The organism is Wolbachia endosymbiont (group B) of Camptogramma bilineatum, assembly GCF_947251825.1.
Lineage (GTDB): Bacteria > Pseudomonadota > Alphaproteobacteria > Rickettsiales > Anaplasmataceae > Wolbachia.
Genome location: NZ_OX366391.1, coordinates 1,024,861 through 1,051,360 on the forward strand (window position 1 = coordinate 1,024,861; position 26,500 = coordinate 1,051,360).

At 32.8% G+C, this 26,500-nt stretch carries 18 protein-coding genes; 8 read left to right on the top strand and 10 right to left on the bottom strand.

Annotated features, from left to right (window positions below):
* Positions 1-109: 109 nt before the first annotated feature.
* A complete protein-coding gene (gene dnaA, locus OPR44_RS05225; protein ID WP_012481713.1) occupies positions 110-1,492 on the bottom strand; it encodes a chromosomal replication initiator protein DnaA in 1,383 nt (460 codons plus the stop codon).
* A 326-nt stretch (positions 1,493-1,818) separates the two neighbouring features.
* Between dnaA and OPR44_RS05230 the strand changes: the two genes are divergently transcribed.
* Positions 1,819-2,556: a type I glutamate--ammonia ligase gene (locus OPR44_RS05230; protein ID WP_264687127.1), complete on the top strand. Its 738-nt coding sequence runs from the start codon at positions 1,819-1,821 to the stop codon at positions 2,554-2,556.
* A 3-nt stretch (positions 2,557-2,559) separates the two neighbouring features.
* Here the strand turns inward: OPR44_RS05230 and OPR44_RS05235 are convergent, their stop codons facing one another.
* Positions 2,560-3,210 carry a hypothetical protein gene (locus OPR44_RS05235; protein ID WP_063631240.1) on the bottom strand — a complete coding sequence of 217 codons (651 nt, stop codon included), beginning with the start codon at positions 3,208-3,210 and terminating at the stop codon, positions 2,560-2,562.
* Between the two features lie 161 nt (positions 3,211-3,371).
* On the opposite strand from OPR44_RS05235, the gene OPR44_RS05240 reads away from it, so the two are divergent.
* The 5 genes from OPR44_RS05240 (at position 3,372) to ubiA (ending at position 11,667) form a co-directional block, all read left to right on the top strand.
* Positions 3,372-6,446, top strand: coding sequence for an efflux RND transporter permease subunit (locus OPR44_RS05240; RefSeq protein WP_320157112.1), 3,075 nt, complete (start codon positions 3,372-3,374; stop codon positions 6,444-6,446).
* 87 nt (positions 6,447-6,533) lie between these two features.
* Positions 6,534-8,087, top strand: a complete 1,554-nt coding sequence (gene nusA, locus OPR44_RS05245) for a transcription termination factor NusA (RefSeq protein WP_265014605.1) — start codon at positions 6,534-6,536, stop codon at positions 8,085-8,087.
* Positions 8,088-8,094: 7 nt separating this feature from the next.
* Positions 8,095-10,416, top strand: a complete 2,322-nt coding sequence (infB, locus tag OPR44_RS05250) for a translation initiation factor IF-2 (RefSeq protein WP_265014606.1) — start codon at positions 8,095-8,097, stop codon at positions 10,414-10,416.
* Positions 10,417-10,425: 9 nt separating this feature from the next.
* Positions 10,426-10,776 (top strand): ribosome-binding factor A, encoded by a 351-nt coding sequence (locus OPR44_RS05255; RefSeq protein ID WP_264374680.1) that lies wholly within the window; start codon positions 10,426-10,428, stop codon positions 10,774-10,776.
* Between the two features lie 3 nt (positions 10,777-10,779).
* A complete protein-coding gene (gene ubiA / locus OPR44_RS05260) occupies positions 10,780-11,667 on the top strand; it encodes a 4-hydroxybenzoate octaprenyltransferase (RefSeq protein ID WP_265014607.1) in 888 nt (295 codons plus the stop codon).
* Positions 11,668-12,165: 498 nt separating this feature from the next.
* On the opposite strand, the gene OPR44_RS05265 is transcribed toward ubiA, so the two are convergent.
* The 7 genes from OPR44_RS05265 to mgtE all read right to left on the bottom strand — a co-directional run bounded on the left by OPR44_RS05265 (position 12,166) and on the right by mgtE (position 21,162).
* Positions 12,166-12,735: a latrotoxin-related protein gene (locus OPR44_RS05265; RefSeq protein WP_265014608.1), complete on the bottom strand. Its 570-nt coding sequence runs from the start codon at positions 12,733-12,735 to the stop codon at positions 12,166-12,168.
* A gap of 33 nt (positions 12,736-12,768) precedes the next feature.
* Positions 12,769-13,659: an ankyrin repeat domain-containing protein gene (locus OPR44_RS05270; protein WP_265014609.1), complete on the bottom strand. Its 891-nt coding sequence runs from the start codon at positions 13,657-13,659 to the stop codon at positions 12,769-12,771.
* Between the two features lie 476 nt (positions 13,660-14,135).
* Positions 14,136-15,368, bottom strand: a complete 1,233-nt coding sequence (locus tag OPR44_RS05275) for an ankyrin repeat domain-containing protein (protein ID WP_265014610.1) — start codon at positions 15,366-15,368, stop codon at positions 14,136-14,138.
* Positions 15,369-15,763: 395 nt separating this feature from the next.
* Entirely contained in the window at positions 15,764-18,016 is a 2,253-nt protein-coding gene (locus OPR44_RS05280) for an ankyrin repeat domain-containing protein (protein ID WP_265015453.1), read from the bottom strand.
* The gene (locus tag OPR44_RS05285; RefSeq protein WP_265014611.1) at positions 18,013-18,933 is read right to left on the bottom strand and encodes a hypothetical protein; all 921 of its coding nucleotides are present in this window, start codon (positions 18,931-18,933) and stop codon (positions 18,013-18,015) included. The genes OPR44_RS05280 and OPR44_RS05285 overlap by 4 nt, the downstream gene beginning before the upstream one ends.
* 29 nt (positions 18,934-18,962) lie before the next feature.
* Entirely contained in the window at positions 18,963-19,316 is a 354-nt protein-coding gene (locus OPR44_RS05290) for a hypothetical protein (protein WP_265014612.1), read from the bottom strand.
* A 475-nt stretch (positions 19,317-19,791) separates the two neighbouring features.
* A complete protein-coding gene (mgtE, locus tag OPR44_RS05295) occupies positions 19,792-21,162 on the bottom strand; it encodes a magnesium transporter (protein ID WP_265014613.1) in 1,371 nt (456 codons plus the stop codon).
* 155 nt (positions 21,163-21,317) lie between these two features.
* On the opposite strand from mgtE, the gene prfB reads away from it, so the two are divergent.
* A protein-coding gene (gene prfB, locus OPR44_RS05300) for a peptide chain release factor 2 (RefSeq protein WP_265014614.1) occupies positions 21,318-22,419 on the top strand; the annotation gives its coding sequence in 2 pieces (ribosomal slippage) (positions 21,318-21,383 and positions 21,385-22,419; 1,101 coding nt in all).
* Positions 22,420-22,593: 174 nt separating this feature from the next.
* Here prfB and OPR44_RS05305 read toward each other — a convergent pair.
* Positions 22,594-23,880, bottom strand: a complete 1,287-nt coding sequence (locus tag OPR44_RS05305) for a Na+/H+ antiporter NhaC family protein (RefSeq protein ID WP_211908158.1) — start codon at positions 23,878-23,880, stop codon at positions 22,594-22,596.
* Between the two features lie 173 nt (positions 23,881-24,053).
* Here OPR44_RS05305 and OPR44_RS05310 point away from each other — a divergent pair, with 173 nt between their 5' ends.
* Complete coding sequence (locus OPR44_RS05310; RefSeq protein WP_265014615.1) at positions 24,054-26,432, top strand: ankyrin repeat domain-containing protein; 2,379 nt, start codon at positions 24,054-24,056, stop codon at positions 26,430-26,432.
* Positions 26,433-26,500 lie beyond the last annotated feature (68 nt).

The window sequence follows — 26,500 nt, forward strand, 5'->3', positions numbered from 1 at the left end:
GCTATTTTCTCTTAGCTTATACTAATAATGATCTTTGATTTACTTAATCTACTTGAAAAAGATATTTGATCAAAAAAATGAAAACAGCCTGGTTGTCATTAATAAAGTGCTACTTAAACATCTTTTTTAATCGATTGATTTCATCAGCAAATTTTGGGTCAGTTCTTATGAAATTTTCCACTTGTTTGACTGCGTGTATAACAGTAGCATGATCTCTACCACCAAAATTTCTTCCAATATCTGGTAAACTTTTTTGCGTAAACTTCTTTGCGAAATACATAGCTATTTGTCTCGGCCTCGCAAGACTGCGGAGCCTTCTATTAGATTGCATATCTGCAATCTTTATATTGAAAAATTCAGCTATTTTTTTCTGTATTTCTTCTATTGTGATTGACCTGTGATTTGACCTAAGAAGATCAATTAGGGTCTCACTAGCTGATTCTACTGTCATGCTTCTTCCAATTAAAGAGGTATGAGCAACCTTATTTAATGCTCCTTCTAGTTCTCTTATATTGGATTTTATATTCCTTGCCAAAAATTCTAGGACATCCTTGGGAACATACATATTCATTCGTTCCACTTTCGCCTGCAATATACCAAGTCTTAATTCAAAAGTTGTTTCATTAATATCTGCAACTAATCCCCAACCAAGTCGTGATTTTATTCTTTCTTCTACTCCATCAAGATCACTAGGAGACCTATCAGCCGATATAACCAATTGTTTATTTTGGTCTATCAATGCATTGAAAGTGTGAAAAAATTCTTCTTGTGTACTATCTTTACCACTGATAAATTGCACATCATCTACCATCAATACATCTACTGATCTAAATTGCTCTTTAAATAACATAATATCTTTGCTCCGCAGCGCCGTAATATATTGATACATAAATTTCTCTGCTGATAAATATACCACTTTTCTTTTTGCTGACGGAGAATTGACTATGTCCCAAGCTATAGCATGCATTAAATGTGTTTTACCAAGTCCCACTCCACCATATAGAAATAAAGGGTTGCTTCCTGATATTGGATCTATAGATTCCGCTACACGCTTTGCCGCTGTAAATGCTAACTCATTTGACTTTCCTACCACAAAATTATCAAAAGTGAATCTGGTATCTAGTGGTGAACCAAGATTATGATTATTTTCCTCTCTATTTTTTAGTATCGTATTAGAATTTGAATTTCTTTCTTCAATTAATTGAATATCAATAGAACATACACTTTGATCTTCGCTTTGCCATAATGACAATATTTTTTCCATGTAGTGAACTGTAATCCACTCCTTTATAAATCTTGTTGGTACAGACAACAAAACTTCTCCATTTCTGTTGCTGATAAATCTTAGTGAACTCAGCCAGCTGTTATATGTTGCTTCTCCATAGAGATTATGGAGATAATTTTGGATTTTTTCCCAAGTAACATTGTGGTCCGTTACTGTAATAATCTGATCAAAAAACATAGTAGAAACCTTAGGGTTAGTTAAGTTCATATACCACACCAAGAAAGAACAATAATCAGAAAGATGCAAGATAATCAATAGCTTACTGTAAGATAAAAAGCTAACACTACTTAATACATATCTAAAATTATGAGGATTTTTTGACGAGTTGTAAAGAGTATAAAAGCACTAAAATTGATCATTTTTTTGAAATAAAAACAATCAATTTGTAAATGTCGCTTGTACCGAGGATTAGAAGTATGTTATTAAAAAATAGTAATATATTATGTATAAATAAGATATTAAATTTACTGATAAATAAGTAAAGTACTTGTATAAATATAGCTGATTTAGTATAAATTTATTGAAGTAAATTTGTGATTATATTAAGTAATTTGAGTCATAATACTGTATTCGGTATTGAACTGGAGTTTTACACTGAGGGAATAAAAAAAGAATATTTATTTCTGAATAGCATCAAAAATAAAATAGCTTCTCTTGGATTTTTTTGTGAGAAAGAGAGTTCTTTAAACCAATACGAGATAAAAAGTGATTGTTATACGAGTCCTGATAATTTAATTATGCATTTTGAGTTAGTAAAAAAATTACTGATTGGAACAGCACAAGAGTTCGATGGTAATGTTTCTTTTAAAGCAAAACCTTATTTGGATAGAGCAGGCAGCGCACTAAATGTACATGTTAGCCTCATGGATTCAAATAATAATAACTTATTTTATGGCAATAAGCAAAAATATAGTGAACACCTGATTCACAGCATAGGTGGATTATGTGCAATGATGAAAAAACATATGCTATTTTTTGCTCCAAATGATGATTCATATTTAAGATTTCAGTACCCAGATATTCATACTCCAACTACGATTAGTTGGGGAGTGAATAACAGAACTGCTGCGATAAGAATTCCCTATTTTGGCAACGATTCCAAAAGATGCCGCCTAGAGCACCGTGTTCCTGGAGCAGATTGTAACCTTGAAAAAGTACTCACAGCAATAATTGAAGGTATAGTTTTTGGTATAGAGAACAAAATTGCTCCGCCAAATAGAGTGTATGGCATTGCATCTGATCCTCAATATAAGATGGAGAGTTTGATATAGCAACTACCTGTTAAACCCTAACCCATTAAACTCCTTTGAGGTAATTGGCCATTCTAGCACTTTCCTCACATCATTATTTACATTCCCATACTGTAATAGCAAGTCTGCAGCAGATAGTTTCTGCGTACTTTTAGATGATCCAAGCCCTATATTGGTAAGGTTGCTCGGTGGCTGCTCAGGAAGTGGATTACCAAGTGCATCCATGTGTTTAGGTAAAGGTTCCATAACAATATTTGTAGCACTAGAAACGAAATGACTATCTGTAGTATCAGCACTTTTAGAAAGTGAATTACCTTTGAAATCCATATGTTTAGGTAGTCCATTTTTCATTTCTTCTTCTGCTCTTTTATTTTTTAATTCTTCTTCTAGCTCAGTTTCAGTTCTTTTTGGTTCTTTTACGGTATCTTTTTCTTCACCTTCATCAACACTGCTATACCCTTCATCTTCTGACATATCATCAGTTTTAACAGACTTAGCTCCTGCTTTATTAAGCAATGAAAGTAATGCGTAAGTAACTGCAGCAGCAGTAACTATAATGGCTATCTTTGCAGCAATGTGAATCACTGTTAAAAATACTAAAGTTGATGAAACACCAACCAACCCAGATACGATCACTTTATTCTTGCCTTCTGTCACACTTAAAACTGCTACCATAATAATCCCTCAAATACCATACTAAAGTCATATTATATAGAAATTTTCTTACGCTTGCAAAATTGTAAAAATTTTAATCATTTACATAAAGCTATATGAGGATTAATTAATATATAATTTATCTTAGCTATAATATGATATAAATACGTATAATGTTTGGCATGAAAAGCTTACTTGTAGAGAGGAATAGAACAGTAATATTATTGCTTATCGTGATTTTTACCTTCGGCTCATACACTTATATAAAGATGCCAAGAGAAAGCAATCCTGATATACAGATTCCTATAATTAGTGTATTTGTCGGGTTTCCTGGTATTTCTGTCGAGGATAGTGAAAAGCTATTAGTGCTTCCTATAGAAAATGAACTAAGATCCATCGAAGGTGTAAAAGAATTGAGAGCTTTTGCAACTAATGATGGTGCTCACATGATAATCGAATTTAGAACAGAGTATAATAATAAAGAAGTGCTCGATAATGTCCGTTCAAAGCTTTTAAACATAAAATCAAAATTACCTATTGAAGCAGAATCTCCGATAATCAATGAAATAGACTTGAGCTTATTTCCGATACTAAACGTTGGCTTGATTGGTAATTTGCCGGAAAGAACTTTAACTGAAATAGCACGCAAACTAAAGAAAGAAATAGAATCTCTGCCAAATGTTCTTAAAGTTGAAGTAGCAGGTATGCGTAAAGAAACAGTGGAAGTTATAATTGAGCCCACAGTTCTAACAAAATATAACATTCAATCAAATGAGATATTTCAAGCTATATCAAACAACAACAGATTGGTAGGAGCCGGATCACTAGAAAATGATACCGGTAAATATTCGATTAAAATATCAGGGTTATTAAAAGACATAGAAGATATTATGAATATTCCTATTAGATCTCAAAGTGATGCAGTTTTGAGAATCAAAGATATAGCAAAAGTATACCTTGGGTTTGAGGATCACCAAGGATTTGCTCGTATTAATGGACTACCTAGCATTGTACTAGAAATTTCAAAACGTAATGGAAAAAACATAATAGACACGGTAAATCAAGTAAAATACTTAATGGACAAAGCAAAAGATCAATTACCTAAAAATTTAAAAGTAGTTTATTTGAATGACCAGTCAAAAAATGTACGTGATGTGCTTGACGACTTGGAAAATGGTATAATATTTGCCGTATTACTAATATTAACCATAATAATGCTCTTTATGGGAACAAGGGCTGCTATTCTTGTTGCACTATCAATACCTGGCTCCTTTCTAATAGGAATAATGGCTCTTTACCTCATGGGTATTACTCTAAATATAGTTGTGCTCTTCAGTTTAATTATGGCAGTTGGCATGCTGGTTGATGATGCAATTGTAATCAGCGAATATGCTGATAGAAAGATGATTTGTGGCATGGATAAAGTAGAAGCCTTTTGCACCTCAGTTCATGATATGTTCTATCCAGTTTTATCATCAACATTGACTAAATTAGCAGTGTTTTTCCCTCTGTTACTCTGGCCCGATACAGTCGGTAAATTTATGCAGTACATACCAATTACAATAATTCTAACTTTAACTGGATCGCTAATTATGGCTTTGGTTTTTATACCAACACTTGGTGCAATATTTGGTAAACCTTCCATAACTTCAAAAAAAGAAATAATAAGAATGAGTGCTATAGAAAGTGGTGAGATAAAAAATACTGGGCTTATAATAAGAACTTATGTACGTATGTTAGAGAAAGTCTTAGATCACCCCAAAAAATTTGTATGTGTTGTTGTGTTTGTTTTATTTTTGTCTAGTATATTATATTTTACTTTTGGTCCTGGATTAAAGTTCTTTCCGAATGTAGATTCAGATAACATTTTAATCAGCGTTAAAGTAAAAGAAAGCTTATCAGCCAAAGAACGAGATTTGATACTTAAGAAAGTAGAAGAACGTATTTTGGGTGTTGAAAAGGAAATTTATGTTTTTTATGCTCGATCAGGAAAATTTTCAGACAACGTTATTGCCAAAATTCAATTGGAACTTGTAGATTGGCGCTGCAGGCGCAAAGCTACGCAAATACTAAATGATATAAGGAGTAGTGTACAAAACATAAAAGGAGTAATAATTGATGTACAGGAACAAAAGTCAGGACCATCAGCTGACAAGCCAATACAAATTAACTTAAGCGGAAGTGCATCCAACTTGAATTCAGTAGCAGAGAAAATCCTAAAAATTATGGACCAACCTTCATCTGGATTTATAAATATTCAAGATAGTAGATCAGCACCTGAAATAGAGTGGAATATGAGTATTGATAAGAGTAAGGCTACAAGCTCTGGAGTAAGTGTTGCAACCATCGGTGATTTTATAAAGATGGTTACAAATGGAGTATTAATTGGAAAATATAGACCAAATAACGCAGATGAAGAAATTGATATTGTACTACGCTTTCCCAGAAAGAATCGCAACATGAAAACTATAGATAACCTTTTTATTAATACAGCAAATGGACCGTATTCTATGAGTAGCATAGTGAAATACGTTCCCGAAAAAAAGGCAAATAAACTAAGTAGGATTGATGGATCACGCACAGTAACAATCTCTGCTGACGTTGATACTGGCTATCTTGTTGATGAAAGAGTTAAGTTCATTCAAAATTCGATTACTCAAGACTGTAGTAAAGGAGTAAAGATTGATTTCAAAGGTGATAAGGAAGATCAACAAAAATCAGGAGCATTTTTATTAAAGGCTTTTATATTAGCAATTACATTGATGATATTGGTGCTAGTGGCACAGTTTAACAACATATACTATACATTTATCGTAATGACAGCAGTGTTTTTATCAACGACATGTGTATTTTTCATTTTCTTTCTTATTCAGAAAGTTTTTGTAGTTGTCATGTGTGGAGTGGGGATAATTGCTTTAGCAGGAATTATAGTGAATAATAATATACTATTGCTTGATGCCTTTCATCAGCAAATTAAGGTGCGCAAAAATAACATTAAGCAATGTATAATAAACGCTTCAATTTCTCGCATCAGGCCAATACTACTTACCGTTGCAACTACAGTTCTTGGTTTAATACCGATGATTACTAGGTTAAATATCAGTTTTTTTACGCTACAAATCACATATGATGCTCCATCAAGCCAGTGGTGGGTTGATATTTCAGCAACCATAGCAAGTGGAATATTGGCTGCAACGGTCTTAACTTTACTCTTTACTCCGGCATTGCTTATCATACAAAGACATGAAAAAACTTGACTTAAATTAGCAATCATTTAACATTTAAGATAGCGTTCTTTACCTGTTGAAGCTATAATTATAACTAATTAAATTGGATTTATTTATATGATTGCTAATCGTAAAAGCAGTGTTAAGCAGAAAAGCAACAAGAATAACATAGTTGGAAGCCTTGATGTAATAAAAACAGCGGGAGAGCTCTCACTTCAAAAAGGTTTGGATTTTAATATTATAATAAATGCACTTAAAAGTGCTATCGAAGCAGTAGCTCAACAAAAGTATGGTAGCAAAAGTAAAATTGTAGTTAATATAGATAGAAACACAGGCAAAGTTACCTCATATAGACAACTAAAAGTCATTAATGATGAATCAAATGAAAATGAGTGTGACTTAATTAAGTTGACACAAGCTAAGTTAATAAAAGAAGATGCAAAAGTTGGAGATACTATTAGTGAGTTGATTTCTCTTAACACTGATCTTGTTTCAGCAAGAATTGCCCAGCAAAAGATTTCTGAAATAATCAAAAATGAAGAGTTAAAAAAGCAATATGAGGAATTTAAAGATAAGGTAGGAGAAATGAGGTATGGCATCGTTAAACAAGTAGAATATTCAGATCTTATTATAGACATAAACGGAATTGGAGCATACCTCCCTTTACGAAACTTAATTGGTGGTGAGTCATTTCGTGAAGGCGATAAGGTTAAAGCTTACATACAGGCTGTTAAGCGCTCTGACGATGGACGTCAAATCATTCTTTCTAGGGCTCATGAAGGCTTTTTAGAGGCATTGTTGAATCAAGAAGTACCAGAAGTTGCTGACGGATTGATAACAATTAAAGGTATAGCTAGAGACGCTGGTTCAAGATCTAAAGTTGCTGTTTTTTCATCTGATAAGAATATCGATCCAGTAGGTGCTTGCGTTGGAGTTAAAGGAGATAGAATAAAAACTATTATACACGAATTAAACGGTGAAAAAATCGACGTCATACATTACTCATCAGATTTGGGTCAATTTGTTATTAAAGCCATTACTCCTGCAGAAGTATCAAAGGTCATTATTGACGAAAATGAAAATTGTATAGAGTTAATAGTTGCTGAAGATCAATTGAGTTTAGCTATAGGAAAAAAGGGTCAGAATGTAAGATTAGCTTCAGAGCTTGTTGGATGGAAAATTGAGATATTAAGCACTCAGCAAGAATCAGAAAGAAGAAATAAAGAATTTAGTCAATGTTCAGTTTTATTTGCTGAAGCTTTAAACTTAGAAGAGATTATGGGCCAATTATTGGTAACAGAAGGTTTTTTAAGTGTAGAAGATATATCTAACACTTCAATTAAGGAACTTGCTTCAATAGAGGGCTTCAATGAAGATATTGCAAATGAACTTCATAATAGAGCAAATAATTACCTAAAAGCAGAGAATGATAGAAAAATAGAAGAGCTAAAAAATTTAGGTATGGAAGACGATGTAATCAACTTAGCCTTATCAATAGATAATAAAATTGCTCTTAGTAAACATAATATTAAAACTTTAGAGGACATAGCAGATTTATCAAATTATGAGTTTTGTAGCATACTCTCTTCCTCAACTAATAATAAAGACAATCTAAAAGATACAGCAGATTTAATAATCATAGAAGCACGTAAAAAGCTTGGATTAATATAAAAACAATATGAATAATGAAGATATCAGTAATAAAAAATTAACCCTACAAGGCTTAAGCAAGCTTAAATTAGACATTAATTTAAACTCTTTAGATAGTCAAAGTACTGGTACTACAATAGTAAAAAAAAGAAGAAAAATTCATTCTGCAGAAGAATATAGTTTATTTGACGAGAGTAAATTAGGCTCTTTAACTAAAAAAGAACAAATTTCCCGCATTAATGCTGTACAGAATGCTACTTTGCTGAAAGAAAGGAATCAGAGAGAACAAGAAGAGAAAATAAAAAAAGAAGAAAGCAATCAAGAAGCTGAAGATAAAAATGAATCACACTCTGTACCTAAAGAAATAAATAAGGAAGTTTTAAGTAATACTAACTCAGTTGAACAAAAAGAAGATAGTATTGAATATGAGAACAATGATAAAAAGTCTTTTAAAGCTAGCAAAGATATATACTCTAAGCATTCTAAGCTAGTAATTACACAGGCAATAGATGAAAGAAATGAACACCTCCCTGTATTTAAGCAAAAATTTGGTATAAGAAGTAAACAATCAAAGTTTACTAAGGGTAAAAATATAGCAAGAGAAGTTATTATACCAGACAAAATAACTATCAGGGAGTTATCTATTCGTATGGCAGAAGATAGCAAGAGTGTGCTAAAAATGCTCAAAGAAGAAGTTGGGGAGAGCTATAGAGTAGATGATCTAGTAGATCCAGATATAGCATGCGAAATAGCAAAAAAATTTAATCATACGGCTAAACGAGTAAGTGATGCTGATAAAGAAAAGAATTTACTCTTCATAAGCAACAGAGAAAACTTACCTAAAAGACCAAAACCACCTATCGTTACTTTTATGGGACATGTGGATCATGGTAAAACATCATTGCTTGATGCATTTCGTGAATCCAATGTTGCAGAAAAAGAGTCAGGTGGCATCACTCAACATATAGGTGCTTATCAATTAACGACAAAAAATAAGCAAAAAATTACTTTCATTGATACACCAGGGCATGAGGCGTTTACTGCAATGCGTGCACGTGGTGCCAATATTACTAATATAGTTGTAATAGTAGTTGCAGCTGATGATGGAATCATGAAACAAACAGTTGAAGCAATAAACCATGCAAAAGCAGCAAATGTCTCTATTATAGTTGCCATTAATAAAATTGATAAATCACAACCTGGCGATGTAGAAAGAATAATTAATAGTTTGCCTCAGTATGACCTCATCCCCGAAGAACTTGGTGGTGATGTTATAATTGTGCCAGTATCAGCAAAAAAGAAAATCAACTTAGATAAACTAGAAGAGGCAATTTTATTAATTGCTGAATTAATGACGCTAGAAGGCATAGAGGATTGTCGAGCACTTGGATGGGTAATAGAGTCCAAAATAGATAAAGCTAAAGGAATATCAGCTACATTAATAGTTGAAGAAGGAACATTAAAGATTGGTGACATATTGATAGTTGGTACAACATACAGCAAAGTACGCAGTATGATTAATCACCTTGGTCAAAGAGAAAAAGCGTCACTACCTTCTACTCCAGTTGAAGTTACTGGTTTAAATGGTGTACCAAATGCTGGAGATAAATTTGTTGTTGTAAACTCTGAAAGGCAGGCTCGTGAAATTGTTGAATACAGGTTAGAATTAATCAAGAAAAAGCAAGAAGATTTAGACGACAGTAATTTAGATATATTCAGTCGTAATGATAGTGAAACAGAAGAACTATCTGTAGTTTTAAAGTGCGATGTCACTGGTTCTATTGAAGCAATATCAAGCTCAATTGATAAGCTTGGTAAAGAGCAAGTGAAATTAAATATTCTACACAAAGCAGTAGGAGGAGTAACAGATTCAGATGTGCTGCTTGCAGAAGCATCAAGCGCAGTAATTTTAGCTTTTAATGTAAAAGTGGATTCAAAAATAAGAGAATTAGCAAAACAAAAAGGTATAGAAATACATACTTACAATATAATATATGAGCTTATTGAAGACATGAGGATGTATCTAACTAAAATGTTAAAGCCTGTTACACGAGAGGTTCGTGTTGGTTCTGCATCTGTAAGGCAAATATTTAATGCATCCAAAGCCGGTAATATAATCGGATGTTATGTCACTGATGGAGTTATAAAAAAAGATTCTTTAATTAAGGTAGTACGTGGCAGCAAATTGGTGCATGAAGGAAAGTTAAAAGCACTACGTAGATTTAAAGATGATGTTAAAGAAGTGGGTGTAAATTTTGAATGCGGAATATCGCTAGAGGGTAATATCGATATTAAAGTTGGAGACATTTTGGAAGCTTATCAATTAGTGCAAGAAGAAAGGACGTTATAGTAGTTGAATATGAAAAAGGAAATTAGAAACCTAAAAGTAGCATCGGTATTACATAGGGCAATATCAAAAGTCTTAATGGAAAGTAATGTGCTTAATGAAAAAGTAGTAGTATCTGATGTAAAGCTAAGCAAAGATTTGAAGAAAGCAGATGTATATATTGTGTTATCTTCATTGAACATCCAAAATGATAATGATGATATCAGCACTGTTGTTAATGAAATGAACCAATCTGCATGGTCAATACGTAAATCTATATTGTGTTATGTTGATTTGCGATTTATACCTGAGTTAGTTTTTAAGCCTGATTTAGCATTCGATAATTTTGTCAATGTAAGCAAAATATTACATAATCACACTTAATTAATGTATTTCAACCATTATTTCTCATTAATGAGAATACACAGTTTAACAGGTTTATGGCTTGTGCTATTTTCTAGCTTAAGCGGCATTCTTTTAGCCTCAACTTCTCTATCGTATCAGGCTCTTTTTCTCCTTGTTTTGTTTACTATAGGTGCATTTTTAATGAGACCCGCAGGGTGCATAATCAATGATATCTTCGATAGAGAAATAGATGCACATGTTGAACGAACAAAATATAGGCCACTTGCAAGTGGTGCATTAAACATAAAGCAGGCTTTGGCTTTACTTTCACTGTTACTGTCTATTGCCCTGGTAATCTTATTATTAACCAATAAAACTACTCTTATACTTGGAATAATTTCAATGTGCATGATAGTTATCTATCCCTTGCTAAAGCGTTACGTTTGGTGGCCACAATTGTTTTTAGGGTTTACTTTCAACATGGGATCACTCATGGGTTCAGCAGCAATAACAAACCAGATTAGCATAGAATCCTTGCTATTTTATATAGGATGCGTCTTTTGGACGCTTAGTTATGATACTATATACGCTCATCAAGATAAAAAAGATGATGAGAAATTAGGAATGAAATCTACTGCATTATATTTTGGCAATACAACAAAATCTTGGTTGAAAAGATTTTATTTAATAGCCTTAATGGCATGGTTGTACGCTGGTATACTATCATCATTAAATAACATCTTTTATATTGCTTTACTTGCCATAGGATTCATATTTCACCACCAACACAAAAATTTCAATCCAGACGATTCTAATCAATGCATGTCCATATTTAAAAATAATTCCCAGATAGGACTCCTGCTCTTTTTCGGTATCCTTTTAGATAGAATTCTAAATTCTACTTTTGTATCCGTTCAGATGCATGGCTAATGTGTAAATATCGAAGCAAAAATGTTGTCATTCCAGTGTCAAGTACTGGGATGACAGAGAAAGCATCATATTGAAATGACACCATTTATTTCTATGGCTGTCTTTTCTATCTTATTTTGTCACCCTGCTGAACGGATTCTACTTTTTAGAACATATCTTGAAAGGAAATCAGGAAGATAATATGATAGGATCAGTAAAAAATATATCCAGGTGATGTAAGTGACAAAGAATGGAAATTTCTTGAGCCAAGAGTTGCACAAGGTGTGGCCAAGAAAGCACAAAATAAGCAATTATTAATGTTATACAATACATAATGAAAGGTATTTGCCAGTAGAGCAAAAGATTTTCCTCTATGGAAGACAGTGTATGATTATTTTTTTAGGTGGCGTAATAGTCACACATTGCTTGAATGCATACAAAACAAAGGCTGGTGTGCCCATTGATGTTATAAGATCAAATTACCGACCTTTTACTAGATGAAATCAAAAAGCTAAGGAATTAAGCCTTACCATGATTTATTAAACCTCTATCCTGAATTAAATGACCTTGAACAGAAGTATTACTTAAATAACTTTGAGGCTCTAAGTTTATTTGCTGTTCTTCAACTTCTAATGTACTATCTCTATTGTGTAATATCTGCTCTATTGATTGATTTACTATTAAATCTAGTTCCTTATTAAATACAACCATAAATTTGTTAAACTTCTTTGGACTTAACTTACCTGTTTCTCTATCGTGGCATGCTTGCTCTACATATGAGTTTAAAACTCCTGAAATGTCATTAAACTTACCACCCGTGATTTTTGCAGTAACCTCTTTCTGCATTTCTACACAATCAATATTTAACCGATGCATTGATATCCCAATTTTTAATGCAGCTTGCTCTACTACTTTCTCAAATTCCTCTATAATATTTAATGCATAGCCCTGTGCTTCTAATGGTGATATAGACTGAACTACTGTGGAAATATAATTCTGACCTGTGATTTTCCTTATAAATACATCTAATAAAAGAAGTATACCGTTGTTATCAATACCTTGAACTGTAATAGCTTTAGAAGGTTCCATACTTATAGCTGCCTTAAAAGGAGAAGAAACAAACTAAAAAATACCTTTAATAGTATCTACCGTAGTGTAAGCAAAAATATTGATAAATGAAGATGGCTTACTTGTTCCGCTTGTAACTCCTATTTTATCAGGACCTATCTTATCATTTTGCAACGAATTTTCATCTTCTTGTGCAATACTGAGGCGATTATGGACACGTGTTGATAGGGAGCTGCTTTCTTCTTGCAAGTTAAGATGTTGGGTGATTTCTTCATTTCTTCTTATTCTTTCTTCTAGAAGGTTTCGTATTTCTAAGCTGTTTTCTTCATTAAGCGTATTTGCTACGGCTAAAGCTCCTCTAGCATCAACATAATCACTTTTATCAAGAATGAGCTTAACTACACCCAAATTGCCACGAGCAGCTGCAGTATGCAAAGGTGTCCAACCATTCTCATCTTTAGCGTTAACATTAGCACGCTTATTTATAAAAAGACCAGCTACTTGTAAATTATCATGAAGAGCAGCCCAGTGCAGAGGAGTAGAGCCATCATTGTTCTTAGCATTAACATTGGCTCCTTTCTCTATAAGCTTTTCTGCTGTACCTAAGCAACCATTAAAAAAAGCAGCATAGTGCAGAGGGACATTGTCATATTTATTCTTCTCATTAACATTAGCCCCTTTCTCTATAAGCTTTTCTACTATACTGACATTCTGATTAAGAGCAGCCCAGTGCAGAGGAGTAGCGCCATGATTATTCTTAGCATTAATATCAGCTCCTCTCTCTATAAGCTTTTCTACTACCTGTAATTTATCTGCAAGAACAGCTAAATGTAGAGGAGTATTGCCTCTATTGTCCCTGGCATTAACATCATCCCCTTTATTGATAAGATCCGCAACTTGATTAGCATCTCCACTACGTACAGCAGCAAATAATTCATTAATCATTTAACCCTCGATAAAAACCACTCAATTTCAAAGTAAGAAAAAAATCTTTTTCTGAATAAAACAGCTACCTCATAATATAAAGAAAAATATTTTCACTATCATATTTATTATACATAAAAAATTAATAGCTCAATATACTTTTCATAAAATACTCCATCTCTAAAACTTGTCAATCCCTGTTTAGAAGTTTTTTTGATAATCTTTAATGAAAGTTCTTAACGAATTAATACTGACTTAATAGTATATATTACTAAAAATTTAAATAAAACAACCATTCCCAACAACTAAAACTGGCTAGTGAGAGAAGAGTTCGTTTTGGGATGGATTGGTCTGTTGCTGGAACTCAAGAACTGCTGCAAAAGGAAAGCCCCAGTTTTCATAGTAATTATGATATTAAAAAATCACGTTTAAAAATACTTTATACAAGTGAGAAACACCTCTTTTTGTTTTTGCAGCAGGTCTCCATGTATCCCTCTTTAATTAAGAGACTGACTAGCTCCTTGAGTTTGTTCAGTGTGTGGGTGATGAAGATTGCTGTTTACACCTTTGTTTTTAATCATTTCTGCAAATACCCTTACTTTAAGCTTAGGCACATGCCTTTCTTTCACATCTTCAAAATCTAAACAATTAATCAAAGTTACTCCCGTTTCTTGTTGAATATAACTATAATCATTATTATGAGACATAAGAGAGTTTTTTATGCCAGCAAATGACATTTTTTGAAAATCTTCTTTATAATTTTCTGATAAAACATCAATCAATGGTCTATGGTTATGAAGGAAAATTTCTTTTTTCACTTTATTAACCTCATTAGCCTTATTAATTAAAATATGAGCATATTCTGGATATTGCTTCTTTAGGTTATCATGATTATCAATCTGATTCTTTATGTCTGCATTCCTTTCCCACATACTAATTAGTTCATTAATATCACTTTCTTTCAAAAAGGAATGTAGTTTCTGACTTTCTTTTCCAATTTTTTTGACTTCTTTTCTACAGTTTTGAAGCTGCTGAGAATAATCGTTATCTCTCTCACGCGAAGCGCTTATACGTTTATCTTTTTCTTCTAAATTTCTTGAATCCACATACAAGCCAGCAACTTCTAGTCTTGCTATGTGGCTTAGTATAGTCTTACAAGTCTCTGCACCTAAATATTCACTAATGTAAAAAGAAGGAGTCATGCGACTTCCATTCACTCGATTAATATCAACACCTTCTTCTATCATAGCTTTTACTAATTCTGCAGAACTATTTTTAACAGCATGGTGAAGAGGCATTCTATTAAGCTCATCTTCCACATAAATATTAGCCCCTCTTTTTATTAAAGCTCTTACTGTTTCTATACTGTTATTTTCAACAGCCACATGTAAAGGAGTCTGTTTGCAAAAATCTACCATATTAACATCAGCACCTTCTGCTATTAGAATTTTAGCTATATTTATGTGGTTATACTTAGCAGCCACATGTAAAGGAGTCTGTTCGAAAAAATCTACTATATTAACATCAGCACCTTCTGCTATTAGAATTTTAGCTGTCTTTGTCCAGTTATAATTCTTAGCAGCCACATGTAAAAGAGTTTCGCCACAGTCGTATTTTGCATTAACATCTACTTTGTTATCTTTTATTAACCTTATGAATTCCTCGGAATTTGGTTCTCTAGATGCATTAGAGAGATTTTTATATAATTCTCGTTGTTCTATTTGTTTCATAAATTACTCATTTATATATTAATATTTGATATTAATATATTTTATCATAAATGTCGATTTTTTACTATTCAGTCAAACTTGCTATAAGTTTACTCGATTCTTCTTTACTATTTCCAAATGAGCTATTATTAATTTAATATATCTTCTTATTAAGAATTTAATAAAACAACCATTTCCAGCGCTCAAAACCAAGGGCTGTGAGAAGTGTTTTCTTTGGAATCGTATGGTCTACCACTTGTTCTACGCGAATTTATATCAATTTATTACTTTATTTCTCTGTTTTTTTGAAATTCCCCTCATAAAATTAAATAGCTTACTGTAAAATTATAGTCTTAAGTCCTTGTTTGCAGGTTGTACAGAGACGCTGTTAAATGAAGATATAGGTGACCTATGAGTTAAGTTAACCGTGCTTTTATCTTCAAATTGCAATGCTTCACTATATTTTCTAATTTTCTTTTTTTAGGTAGTGTATGTTCATCAAATGTCTCTAGGTTTCTTTTATGTGATTGTGTTTTTAAGTATGGAGCTGAGTACACAATAGATTGAGGTTGATAGCAACAAATACTACTTGGGTAATAATTGGTAGTATAATGGTACAAATCATCGTTGAGTTCAAGTTTTACATTAGCTCCTTGTTCTAAAGAAAAAAGGCACCTAGCGCTGTCGTAGCAATGAAACTTAACATCGTAGTTCTGAGGAATATTATTACTAATATCCTCTAGATTCGTATTAACGTTATTCATTACAAGGTAGCGAACAGTGCTTGAGTGACCATATATATCAGCAAGGTGCAAAGGAGTCATATGATCTTCATTCTGTAAATTTATATCAGCTCCATGCTCTACAAGGTAGCGAACAATTCCTAGGTAACCATACATAGCAGCAAAATGCAAAGGAGTCATACCATTCTTATCCTTTAGATTTATACCAGCTCCATGACCTACAAGGTAGCGAACAATTCCTAGGTAACCATATATAGCAGCAAAATGCAAAGGAGTCATAGCATCTTTGTTCGGTACCTCTATTACAGCTTTTTTCTTTATAAGGGATTTAAGCATGCTTAATCTACCATTTTTAGCAGCAAAATGCAAAGGAGTCATACCCTTTTTATCCTGTAAATCTACTGTAGCCCCGTACGCTAAAAGGTACTCAAAAATCTCTAAGGAATTATGTTCAACAGCATAGTGCAAATAACCTTTACCTTCTCCGTCCTTTAAATTTATATAAATCTTTTTTTCCTCTATAAAGTATCTAACGACCTCTAAGCAATTATTTTCAATAGCATAGTATAAAACAGTACTATCAAACTGAAAATATTCGTTATCAATAAAATACCTAACTATTTCCAGTCGATTATGGAGAGCAGAACAGTCTAAAAGGGTAAGGCTCGGGTCATCATTTACCTTAAAATCAGCCCCTTTTCCTATAAAGTATTTAACTAACGCTAAGTGACCATATATAACAGCATATTCTAAAGGAGTAGATCCATCTTTATCACCGATATTAACAATTTTACTTAATTTACTTAGATCTACATTCTCGAATATAAGCTTAATAACTTCTTCATTATCATCTATGGCCAGAAAATGTAAGATATTAATTCCATAATAATCAGATTCAATAAATTCATTAACTAACTTTTTATATTCACTTGCATAATTCCAAATGGATATGATATGGCTTACATTTTTACAGTTATTATTCATCAATGATGTCATTATTTTTCTTAAAAATTCTTCTTCTCTTTTTTCTTTTCTTTGCTCTAACCTTATAATTTTTTGTACTTCTTGATGAATTTTTGCTATCCCTTTCTCTAATCCAATCAATGAGAACTGATTAAGTAGATCAAGTGCATCCAAAACCCTTTGTTGATTTTCTTTTGATTCCCCCTTGAAAAAAATTTCTTTTGTATTAATTTGATTAGGGTCCAGGTAAGCCATGAATACTAAAATAACATACGCTTGCTGCCCAACATTTTTTTCTTCTTTTATTTTATCAATGTTAATCTTCAAAGCTTTAAAAGATTTTTTATTAACAACTTGTGTCTCCAAAAAATCAGGTTTTGATTGCTGAGCTACTCTATATTCCTCCAGATATTCTCTAATACTAAGACCTTTTTGTTTAATGCATGATGTTGCTGCTTTCAAATCTAATGGAAAACAATTAAACTCTTCTATTAACTCTGATATAGATTTACCTTGTGATTCATCTTCCCCTAAGGCTTTTCGAGTAAATTCCTCGGCTTCTTCTTTTTTTAAATTACCCAACTTTATTTCTTCTATATCTTCTATTTCTTCTTTCCAATTCTTGTTAGGAGAAGTAATTAAAACGTAAGGTTTTTCTCTATTAGAAAAAACAGGGAAGCTGGATGGTAAAAAATTCTCAATCTCCTTATAACTACTAGCATCATCGAAAACAAACAAACTTTTTGTGTCTTGAAGATACTCATATACATCCTCGACAATAGATTTAATGTTTCTCTCTCTCCTTTGCTCACTTTTTCTAGAAACCCCTAACCTTTCAGCCAACCCATGAAATGAATTTGAAAGATTGGTACATGACGAGGCATCTATCCACATAATCCTTGCCCAAGTAGCCTTACGCCTTTCACTAAACCCATAGCCTCTAGCAAGTTCGCTTTTTCCTATTCCAGACTCCCACTAATTAAGACTACTCGTGACATTTTTACTTCTTGACTACTACTATGTAACCTTAGGTTCAAATTTTTTACCACCTCTTTTCTTTCAATGAAATTTTCTGGTGTCTTGCCAAAACTATAGGAAAATTGACGCCTATCTTCATCTTGCTTTCTAAGATGTTCTTTTACATCTTCTATATCTTTCCTTTTCACAGGATCTTGTTCATTAATCTCCTTTAATATAAAACGAGCTAATTCTTCTTTTTTTTCATCATTTAAAATATACACATATCTTTCTATGGGTACTTCACTAGATACATACTTTTGTTTTACCTCCTCCCACTTTCTTAACTCCCATTCAAAGGGAAGCCGATAGCCGTATTTTTCAGCACAGTTATATTCCTCTAGATTATGTTCCTCAGAATTATATTGATAATAATTAACAGTTTCATCTTCTTCTTTTTTCTTTATTCCTACCCATTCATACAATTCTGAGGTTACTAAACTTTCACCACTTTGCTCATCTTTTACTTCATATCCAGGACGCGTAAAATATCCTTTCTTTTTTGACTTACCTAGAACAACACCTTGTGTTATAAGATCAACAGAAAAGTCTTGTTCCTCAGAAGTTAAAAGGTAATTCATTGTTCTATGTACAGCATCTATTGCTAACTTCTTAACTTTCCTATGATAAAAAGAGGGATTGATATCTACAACTTTTATGAATGGTACCTCAAACCTGTGAAAAATTTCTAAGCCAGCTTTTACTAAAATATCTCTCATTTCAGCTTTGTAGCAAGGCGTAGTTATTGTAAAAATATTTTTCGCTCCTTTCTTATGCCGTTTTCCTGTAACACAATGATTGATACTCTCATTAACTTTAACACTAAATAATTTTAGTGGACTTGCTGGAATAGTATTATTCAAAAAAGAACTAAAGCTGGCTGAAGCTTTGCTTATTTTTTGTATATTTGAATCTGGTTCTGCCTCCTCAAAATATTTAGATAATTTTTCCTCGAATTCTTTAACAAAAGTCTTAACAAAAAAAAAGTTGCTTTTTTCACTATTTCATCACTTGTAATGCTTATACAGCTAAACATTTCTTCATCATCAGTCGATGTACTACTGCTGCCTATAGATGAAGATCTTGTTACTCTAGGGCTCTCTTGACTTCGTCCACGCTGAAGTTCTTCACTAGATGATCTATCTTCATGATTAAGACCTCCTTTTGCTCCTATTGTTGACTCATCATCTACATAATCCATTTGATTATCTATTACTTGTCCCTTTGTATTTTCTTTACCTAACATAAAGCCCCCTATATTTTAATATTCATATTTTGATTGTTTTGTCGTAAACCTCTTTTCTGAAGATTGGTTTCAACATTTGATTCTTATGCAGTTGTACCAAAGCAATTTACTGTAGAAAGTTTATAGTAACCCTAAGTAACTTTAATTGCTGAGTAACAGTGTGTTTTTCTTTTTATTTCTTACTAAACTAGATATATGCCTAAAAAAGCTAGTATTGCTTTCCGAATGACATACATAATACAGTGCATCTAACACCATACCCCACATATTGATTACATTAAATTGTACTATAGCTAAAAAGATTTAGCAGAGCAAGGACTTTTTTGCATATTCTAGCATTTTATTTTAAAACTAAAGCAGCTCAGTTTCATGTACTTTTATTTCTTTATCGACTCTTATTTTCTTCTTCAATGCACCTGTGAGTAATGATAACGTGGCAGTTAAAGCTTGTAAAGCAATTTTTATATAGCAAGATTCAGCTATTTAATAAAAAGATCGTGGCTAGACCAAAAAATATAAGAGCTGAGAGAATATCAGTTGTTGCTGATGTTAGAATTGAAGACGAAACAGCAGGATCGGATCTTAAACGATGAAGCATTATAGGAATAAAAGTGCCGATAAATGTTGCAATGATCGACATTGCAATCATGGAAACTACGAAAATGATCTCTACTTTTAAACTATGGAACCTTATTGCTAATACTACGAGTGAAATTGTAGATAAAATCACTCCATTTATAAGACCTATTAAAAATTCTTTCATCAGTATTCTTTTTGCATTTTGCTCAGTTAGATATTTTGTTGCGATTGCCCGGATAGTTAGTGTTACTGTTTGGGATCCTGCATTTCCGCTCGTTGATGCAATTATTGGCATAATTATTGGCAGTACTATAAAACTTTCTATTACGTTATCGAAAAAGCCAACTACTATAGAACATATTGTTGCAGCTAAGAGGTTAAATAATAACCAAGGTAGCCTTTTAATTATAGTTTTATGTATAGGAGCATTTATATCAGATTTAGATGATACACCGCTTATTTTAAGCACATCCTCTTCTGCTTCTTGTTGAACAATTTTGATTACATCTTCAATAAGGATTACACCTATAATTTTACCATTCTTATTTACTACTGGAGCTGATAATAGAGCGTAATCTTTAAATATTCTTGCTACTTCTTCTTGGTCCATTCCAGTTTTAATTATTTTTATATCTTGACTCATTATCTCTTTTATTATTGTTTCTCCTGAGTGAGATATTACCTTATTTAAGTTGAAAATGCCTATGGGTTCTAATTTTGAGTTAATGATGAAAATTTGATAAAATGTTTCTGGTATTTTTTTATAGTTGCGTAAGAATTCCATTAGCTGATTTATCGTCCAATAATATGGAGCTATAACCATATTTTTATGTATCAACCTTCCTGCACTTTCTTCTGGGTATGATAACAATTCCTCTACTAATTTTTGAGTTGCATTGGGTAAGTAGTTAAGTATATTTTCTATAGACTTTCTATCTAAATCTTTCACTATAGCTACTATGTCTTCTATATCAAGAAGCATTAGTAACTTTGCTGTATTTTCTATTCCCAATATTTCTATGATCTCTACTTGTAAATCTGGTACTACATGTACTAAGGCATCACTTAACAAATGTTGATCGAGGATATTAACTAATTTCTCCCTGTGATCACTGATCGAAGTAGATAAAAAATAAGCTAACTGAACGCTATCTATCGTTTTTACAATATTACGAACATTCTCTAATTCTTGATTATCAAGAGACTCTATTAAATCATCAATAGCCTTTTTGTCTAAACCATAATGAGAACTTGTTTTAATATTCATTACTTTACCTTATTTTTTTAATAAATACACACACTTGATTTTATTGAACATTCAAGTATAATAAAATTATTTTGAATTAACTATTATATGGTTAAATTTCTATTTTGTTTGCTGTTATTGTTAGTGATAATAAATATATTAAAGTCTAAAGTATAATGAAAACCCATCCAGAAATCCTTGAATACTTTCAAGGCTTAAATAAAAGTATTTCTCTTATCAGGAGGTGTCTTTGACATAGAAAAATTGAAGTTGCGTCTTGAAGAGCTGGATTCTCAAGCGTTGAATGATAATCTGTGGCAAGACAATCAAAAAGCACAAGAAATTTTAAAAGAACGCTCTAAAATTAAGCATGACATAGAATTGTTTTCAAAGCTAGAAAGCGATTACAACGATTCTATCAGCTTGATAAAATCTGCTATTGATGAGAATGATGAAGAATTTTTTTCTGAAGTTAAAGGTGAGTTAGTAAAGCTAGAGAAATTAATCAAACTTAAAGAGACAGAATCCTTATTTACTGGTGAAGCAGATAACAATAACTGCTTTTTAGAAATCCACTCAGGAGCTGGTGGAACAGAGAGCAATGATTGGACTGAGATGCTCATGCGCATGTATACAAGATGGGCAGAAATTTATCACAATTTTAAAGTTGAAGTTGTAGAAAAATTAGATGGTGATGCAGTTGGTATAAAATCTACAACAATAAAGATCATCGGAGAAAAAGCTTACGGGTGGGCAAAAAGCGAAAGTGGAGTTCATAGATTGGTTAGAATATCACCATTTGATGCAAATGGTAAACGTCATACCAGTTTTGCAAGTGTAGGAGTAACTCCAGTGATTGAAGATTCAATAGATATTGTTGTGGATGAAAAGGATTTAAAGATCGACACTTACCGTGCTTCTGGAGCAGGTGGTCAGCATGTAAATAAGACTGAAAGCGCGGTACGTATTACGCATATTCCAACAGGCGTTGTAGCTCAATGCCAAAATGGTCGTTCTCAACATAAAAATAAAGATGAAGCACTTAAACTACTTAAAGGACGTTTATATCAAATTGAATTGGAAAAAAAAGAACAGAAAATGGCCGAAGAATATGGCAAGAAATGCGATATAGGTTGGGGCAGTCAGATCAGATCGTATGTTATGCATCCGTATCAAATGGTAAAGGATTTAAGGACTGGACATGAAGTTGGCAATATAAATTCCGTTTTTGATGGCAATATAGATTGTTTCATAGTTAGTGTATTGGAGTTAAAATGAGATTTATTAAAAAGCTAAGTTTTATGCTCTGCTAATAAGGGGAAAAGAAAACCAAAACCTATTGAGAAAAATGGAACAATTTTGTGAATATATCTATTATCCAAGTAGCTGATGAAAATGGCAACTCGTTTCTTATGGGCACAAAAATGTAATATGAAGAGAAATCTTCGTACATTAAGTTGTAGCCGCGCAACGTCTGCCATTGATGATTATTTCACCTACTGTAACTGCTGCTAAAATAAAGCAGTAATACACTTGTGTTAACAAAGAAATAGGTGAGACAGAAGCAATGCTACCTGCTAGCAGCAGCTGGGAACCATAAGGCAAAATGCCTTTTGTAACGCAAGCAAAAATGTCTAACAAGTATGCACTACGGTATGACGGAATATTATGCTTTTGCGCGAGCCTTTTTGCAATATCGCCACTTAATAAAATAGCAATGGTATTATTAGCAACTAAAACAGTAAACATAGATGCTATGCCCGCTATTACAAATTCAGCTTTAGTTTTTGTGATATTGCTTTCATCGATAAGTTTGTGTAATGCCTTTTGACCCTGCTTGTACATTATATGACTCAATCCGCCAATAAATAGAGCAAATATCACTATCTCGTTTACTTTTTTGAAACCGTCATATATGTCATGAGAGAGTTGAATGATAGTATAGTCAAAAAAAGTCATCCCTAATACACTAGCAACAATTATATTTATAGTTATTGTTACTAAAGTAGTAACTTCAAATAACCCCATGATTATTAAAGAAATATAAGGAATAATCTTTATTACTGATAAATAATCTAAATTTGATGTAGGAATAATTTTTGTACTATCTGCCATAATTGCCAGATAGACAAGCGTTATAATGCTGGCAACAAATGCTACTTTAGAATTCACTTTAAGTTTATCCTTTATCGTGGCCCCCTGTGAAGAAACAGATGCAATAGTAGTGTCAGATATCATTGAAAGATTATCACCAAATACGGCACCTCCAACTACAGTTGCAGTTCCTATTTCAAGACCAAAAGCCCCACTTTTTGCTAAGTTAACAGCTATTGGTACCATTAATACAACAACTCCCATAGACGTACCAATTGCAGTTGATATAAAAGCGGAAGCCAAAAATACTCCAGGCAGTAGTAATCTTGCTGGAAGGAAATTGAGAATTAAATCAGCAACAGTATCTGCACTACCAATTGATTGAGTCACCACAGAAAATGCTCCAGAAAATAGAAAAGTTAAACACATAGTAAGGGTGTTTTTATCGCCCATACCCTCGATGACAGTATCGATGTTACGTTGAATTTTACCTGCACTGCATGCAACAGCAAAAAATAGCGCCGGTAGTAGGCAAATTACCGGTGAAACTTGGCGAAGCGGATTATCAATTCCAATAAAGGAAAAATAGACACCACTTCCAAGGTATAAGATTAAAAAAATAACCAAAGGAAAAAAAGCTGTCATTTTACTGCCTTAAAACTTATGATTATAATCAATTAAGTGGTTTCAGGCAAGCTTGGTTTTCTGTAAGTTAATAACAGTCCTTTTAGACTCTCAAGTTACGCTATGGAAAATGCGTTGACTATTCTACCATAATATATAGCATCAAAAAATACTCTGTAGTATGAGGTAAAGCTATGGTAATGACATATGAACAGTGGAACATAATATTAGGTGTAATTGATCAAGAGGTAAATTTAAGTAAAGACAATGTAATTGAAAGAATAAAAGAGCTATTAAAGGAAGTAAAGATACTAGGGCAAGCAGAAACATCAAGAATGTTAGAAGAGATATCGCATGGATTAGAAGTATCAAGCAAGATTCCAAGAGTAAAAGAGACACAAGAGCCATCAAAAAAGAGACTAAAGGTGGTAAATGTACCGCAGACAAAAGAAGAAGCAAAAAAGATACTAAAGGAGTCAAGGGTATCAAATGCGCAACAGATGGTAAAAAGAATGCTAAAAAAGTTAGGTGTACAAGAGACATCAGAAGAACCAAAAGCAGTGGCGCTAGAGGATGTGCTAAATGCACGAAAGATCTCAGAAAAGGTACCAGTGATGCTAGATACACAAAAGATACTAGAAACACTAAATAGACTAAAGAAAGAAAGTGGAAATGTGTATAAAGAGTGGGAAGAAAATGAGTTTAATATAAATTATTGGTTTGAAATAGATTGTTTGCATGAACGCTTTTCATACACGTTATTATATTTAGCTATTGATTTTAAGCTGAACAATTTAATCAATTCTATGCTTAAAGTAAAAGGAATCGATATTAATGCACCAAGTCCGTTTTCCGAATGGACTGCTTTACATTGGGCTGTTGAAAATAGGAACACAGAAGTAGCACGCAAGCTAATAGAAGAAGGGGCAAATGTTAATCAGTTGGATTCATCTCAACGGACTACTTTATATCAGCCAGCTGTAAATGGAGATATAGAAATAACAAAAATCTTAGTAAAAAATAATGCAGATGTTAATGCAGAGGATCTAGCGAGATTGACTGCTTTATATGAGGCTGCCAGGAATAGCCATAAAGAAGTAGTAAAGTTCTTAATGAATAGTGGAGCAGATGTTAAGAAGAATGGGGCGCTTAAACTTACTCCTTTACATATTGCTGTTGCAAATGTTGATGAAGCAATGGTGGATTGTATAATACAAAACGATAAGAATATTGACGAAAATATTGAGACAGTGGATGTATTTGGATGGACTCCTTTATATTGGGCTGCTGCAAGGAATAATACATCAATATTAGGGAGCCTATTACAGGCCATATTACGATATAGAGCAAGTGTTGATATAGAGGATATGTTAATTGGGCGATCTCCCTTACATATTGCTGCTACGAATGATAATGTGGAAGCAGTAGAGCTCTTAATAAACTATGGAGCAGAGGTTAACTATAAGGATGCATGGGGATGGACTCCTTTTAATTGTGCTGCTGCAAGAGGCAATATAGAAGTAATGAATTGTCTAATAGCCAATGGAGCAAATATTGAGACGAATGATCCACAGAAAATATTATTTTCTATTCATCCATATAATTTTCTAAAAGCAGTAAATACTATGATACAACTTGAAATATGTAAGGATGTGATAAAATTGGTGGAAACTGATCTTTTACGTTATGCTTCCAGAAATGGTAATATACTAATGGTATGTGCTTTATTAGAAGCTGGAGTAAATGTTAATGCAAGTGACGATTTAGGATCAACTGCTTTACATAAAGCTGCCAAGTATAACCATCCGAAAGTAGTAATGACCTTAATTTCATATGGAGCAAATGTTAATGCACAGAATAACTCAGGCGAATGTCCTTTAAGTTATGCTATCGAACGTAGACACTGGATAGTAGTAATGACCTTACTATTTTATTGCGCAAAAACTTCATTGCCTGATCACTGCGGTGAAACTGTAAAAGATTTAGCTGAACGTCAAGGTATAAGTAATCTTCTAATAGAAGCAGAAAAAAGAGCACTAGATATACTTACGCGGCTTAACTTAGAATTAAGTATACTCAGAAACAAAGCATTAATGACAGTGCAACACACAGATTCACATATGGTGCAACACATAGCATCACATATGTTGAGAGAAATAGAATTACATCTATCTATCAGCTTTGAATTTATGATAAGAGATCAAGCTAATCAAATTGAACAATTACAGTATAACGCTAAACTTAATGAAAAAGGAGTAGTACTTATAACTGACCCCATTAAATGTATGCAGTTAGGAACTAACACTAAAGCGTGTCCAGCTAAAATGGATGGAGTAAAAGAACAAATATTACATAGTCCTTGCAGGTGGTCATATCGCACTAAAAATGTTAATGTAGGAAGAGTAACATCTTTAGCTAACGGCATTGAGTGTATGAAGTTAGGACCTAACACTGAAGCGTGTCCAGGCCCTAGTACTAAAGAGCCTAATACTCACCTCTCTATGATCGAGAAACTATCATTGTTACCACTTTACTCAGCTGTAGGAAAATATGAAGCTGTTATAAATAGTTAAATAATCCTCTAAATTCCAGCACGTAGCACTCGATGCAAGTAGCTGAAACTGAGGAGTACATTAGCTAT

Excerpts from the sequence above, each read along its gene's own strand:
- ubiA (WP_265014607.1), top strand. The coding sequence starts at position 10,780 with ATGTATTTCAACCATTATTTCTCATTAATGAGAATACACAGTTTAACA.
- OPR44_RS05270 (WP_265014609.1), bottom strand. The coding sequence starts at position 13,659 with ATGATTAATGAATTATTTGCTGCTGTACGTAGTGGAGATGCTAATCAA.
- OPR44_RS05265 (WP_265014608.1), bottom strand. The coding sequence starts at position 12,735 with ATGGAACCTTCTAAAGCTATTACAGTTCAAGGTATTGATAACAACGGT.
- OPR44_RS05305 (WP_211908158.1), bottom strand. The coding sequence starts at position 23,880 with ATGACAGCTTTTTTTCCTTTGGTTATTTTTTTAATCTTATACCTTGGA.
- OPR44_RS05290 (WP_265014612.1), bottom strand. The coding sequence starts at position 19,316 with ATGTTAGGTAAAGAAAATACAAAGGGACAAGTAATAGATAATCAAATG.
- OPR44_RS05275 (WP_265014610.1), bottom strand. The coding sequence starts at position 15,368 with ATGAAACAAATAGAACAACGAGAATTATATAAAAATCTCTCTAATGCA.
- dnaA (WP_012481713.1), bottom strand. The coding sequence starts at position 1,492 with ATGAACTTAACTAACCCTAAGGTTTCTACTATGTTTTTTGATCAGATT.
- mgtE (WP_265014613.1), bottom strand. The coding sequence starts at position 21,162 with ATGAATATTAAAACAAGTTCTCATTATGGTTTAGACAAAAAGGCTATT.
- OPR44_RS05310 (WP_265014615.1), top strand. The coding sequence starts at position 24,054 with ATGGTAATGACATATGAACAGTGGAACATAATATTAGGTGTAATTGAT.
- OPR44_RS05240 (WP_320157112.1), top strand. The coding sequence starts at position 3,372 with ATGAAAAGCTTACTTGTAGAGAGGAATAGAACAGTAATATTATTGCTT.
- nusA (WP_265014605.1), top strand. The coding sequence starts at position 6,534 with ATGATTGCTAATCGTAAAAGCAGTGTTAAGCAGAAAAGCAACAAGAAT.
- OPR44_RS05255 (WP_264374680.1), top strand. The coding sequence starts at position 10,426 with ATGAAAAAGGAAATTAGAAACCTAAAAGTAGCATCGGTATTACATAGG.
- infB (WP_265014606.1), top strand. The coding sequence starts at position 8,095 with ATGAATAATGAAGATATCAGTAATAAAAAATTAACCCTACAAGGCTTA.
- OPR44_RS05235 (WP_063631240.1), bottom strand. The coding sequence starts at position 3,210 with ATGGTAGCAGTTTTAAGTGTGACAGAAGGCAAGAATAAAGTGATCGTA.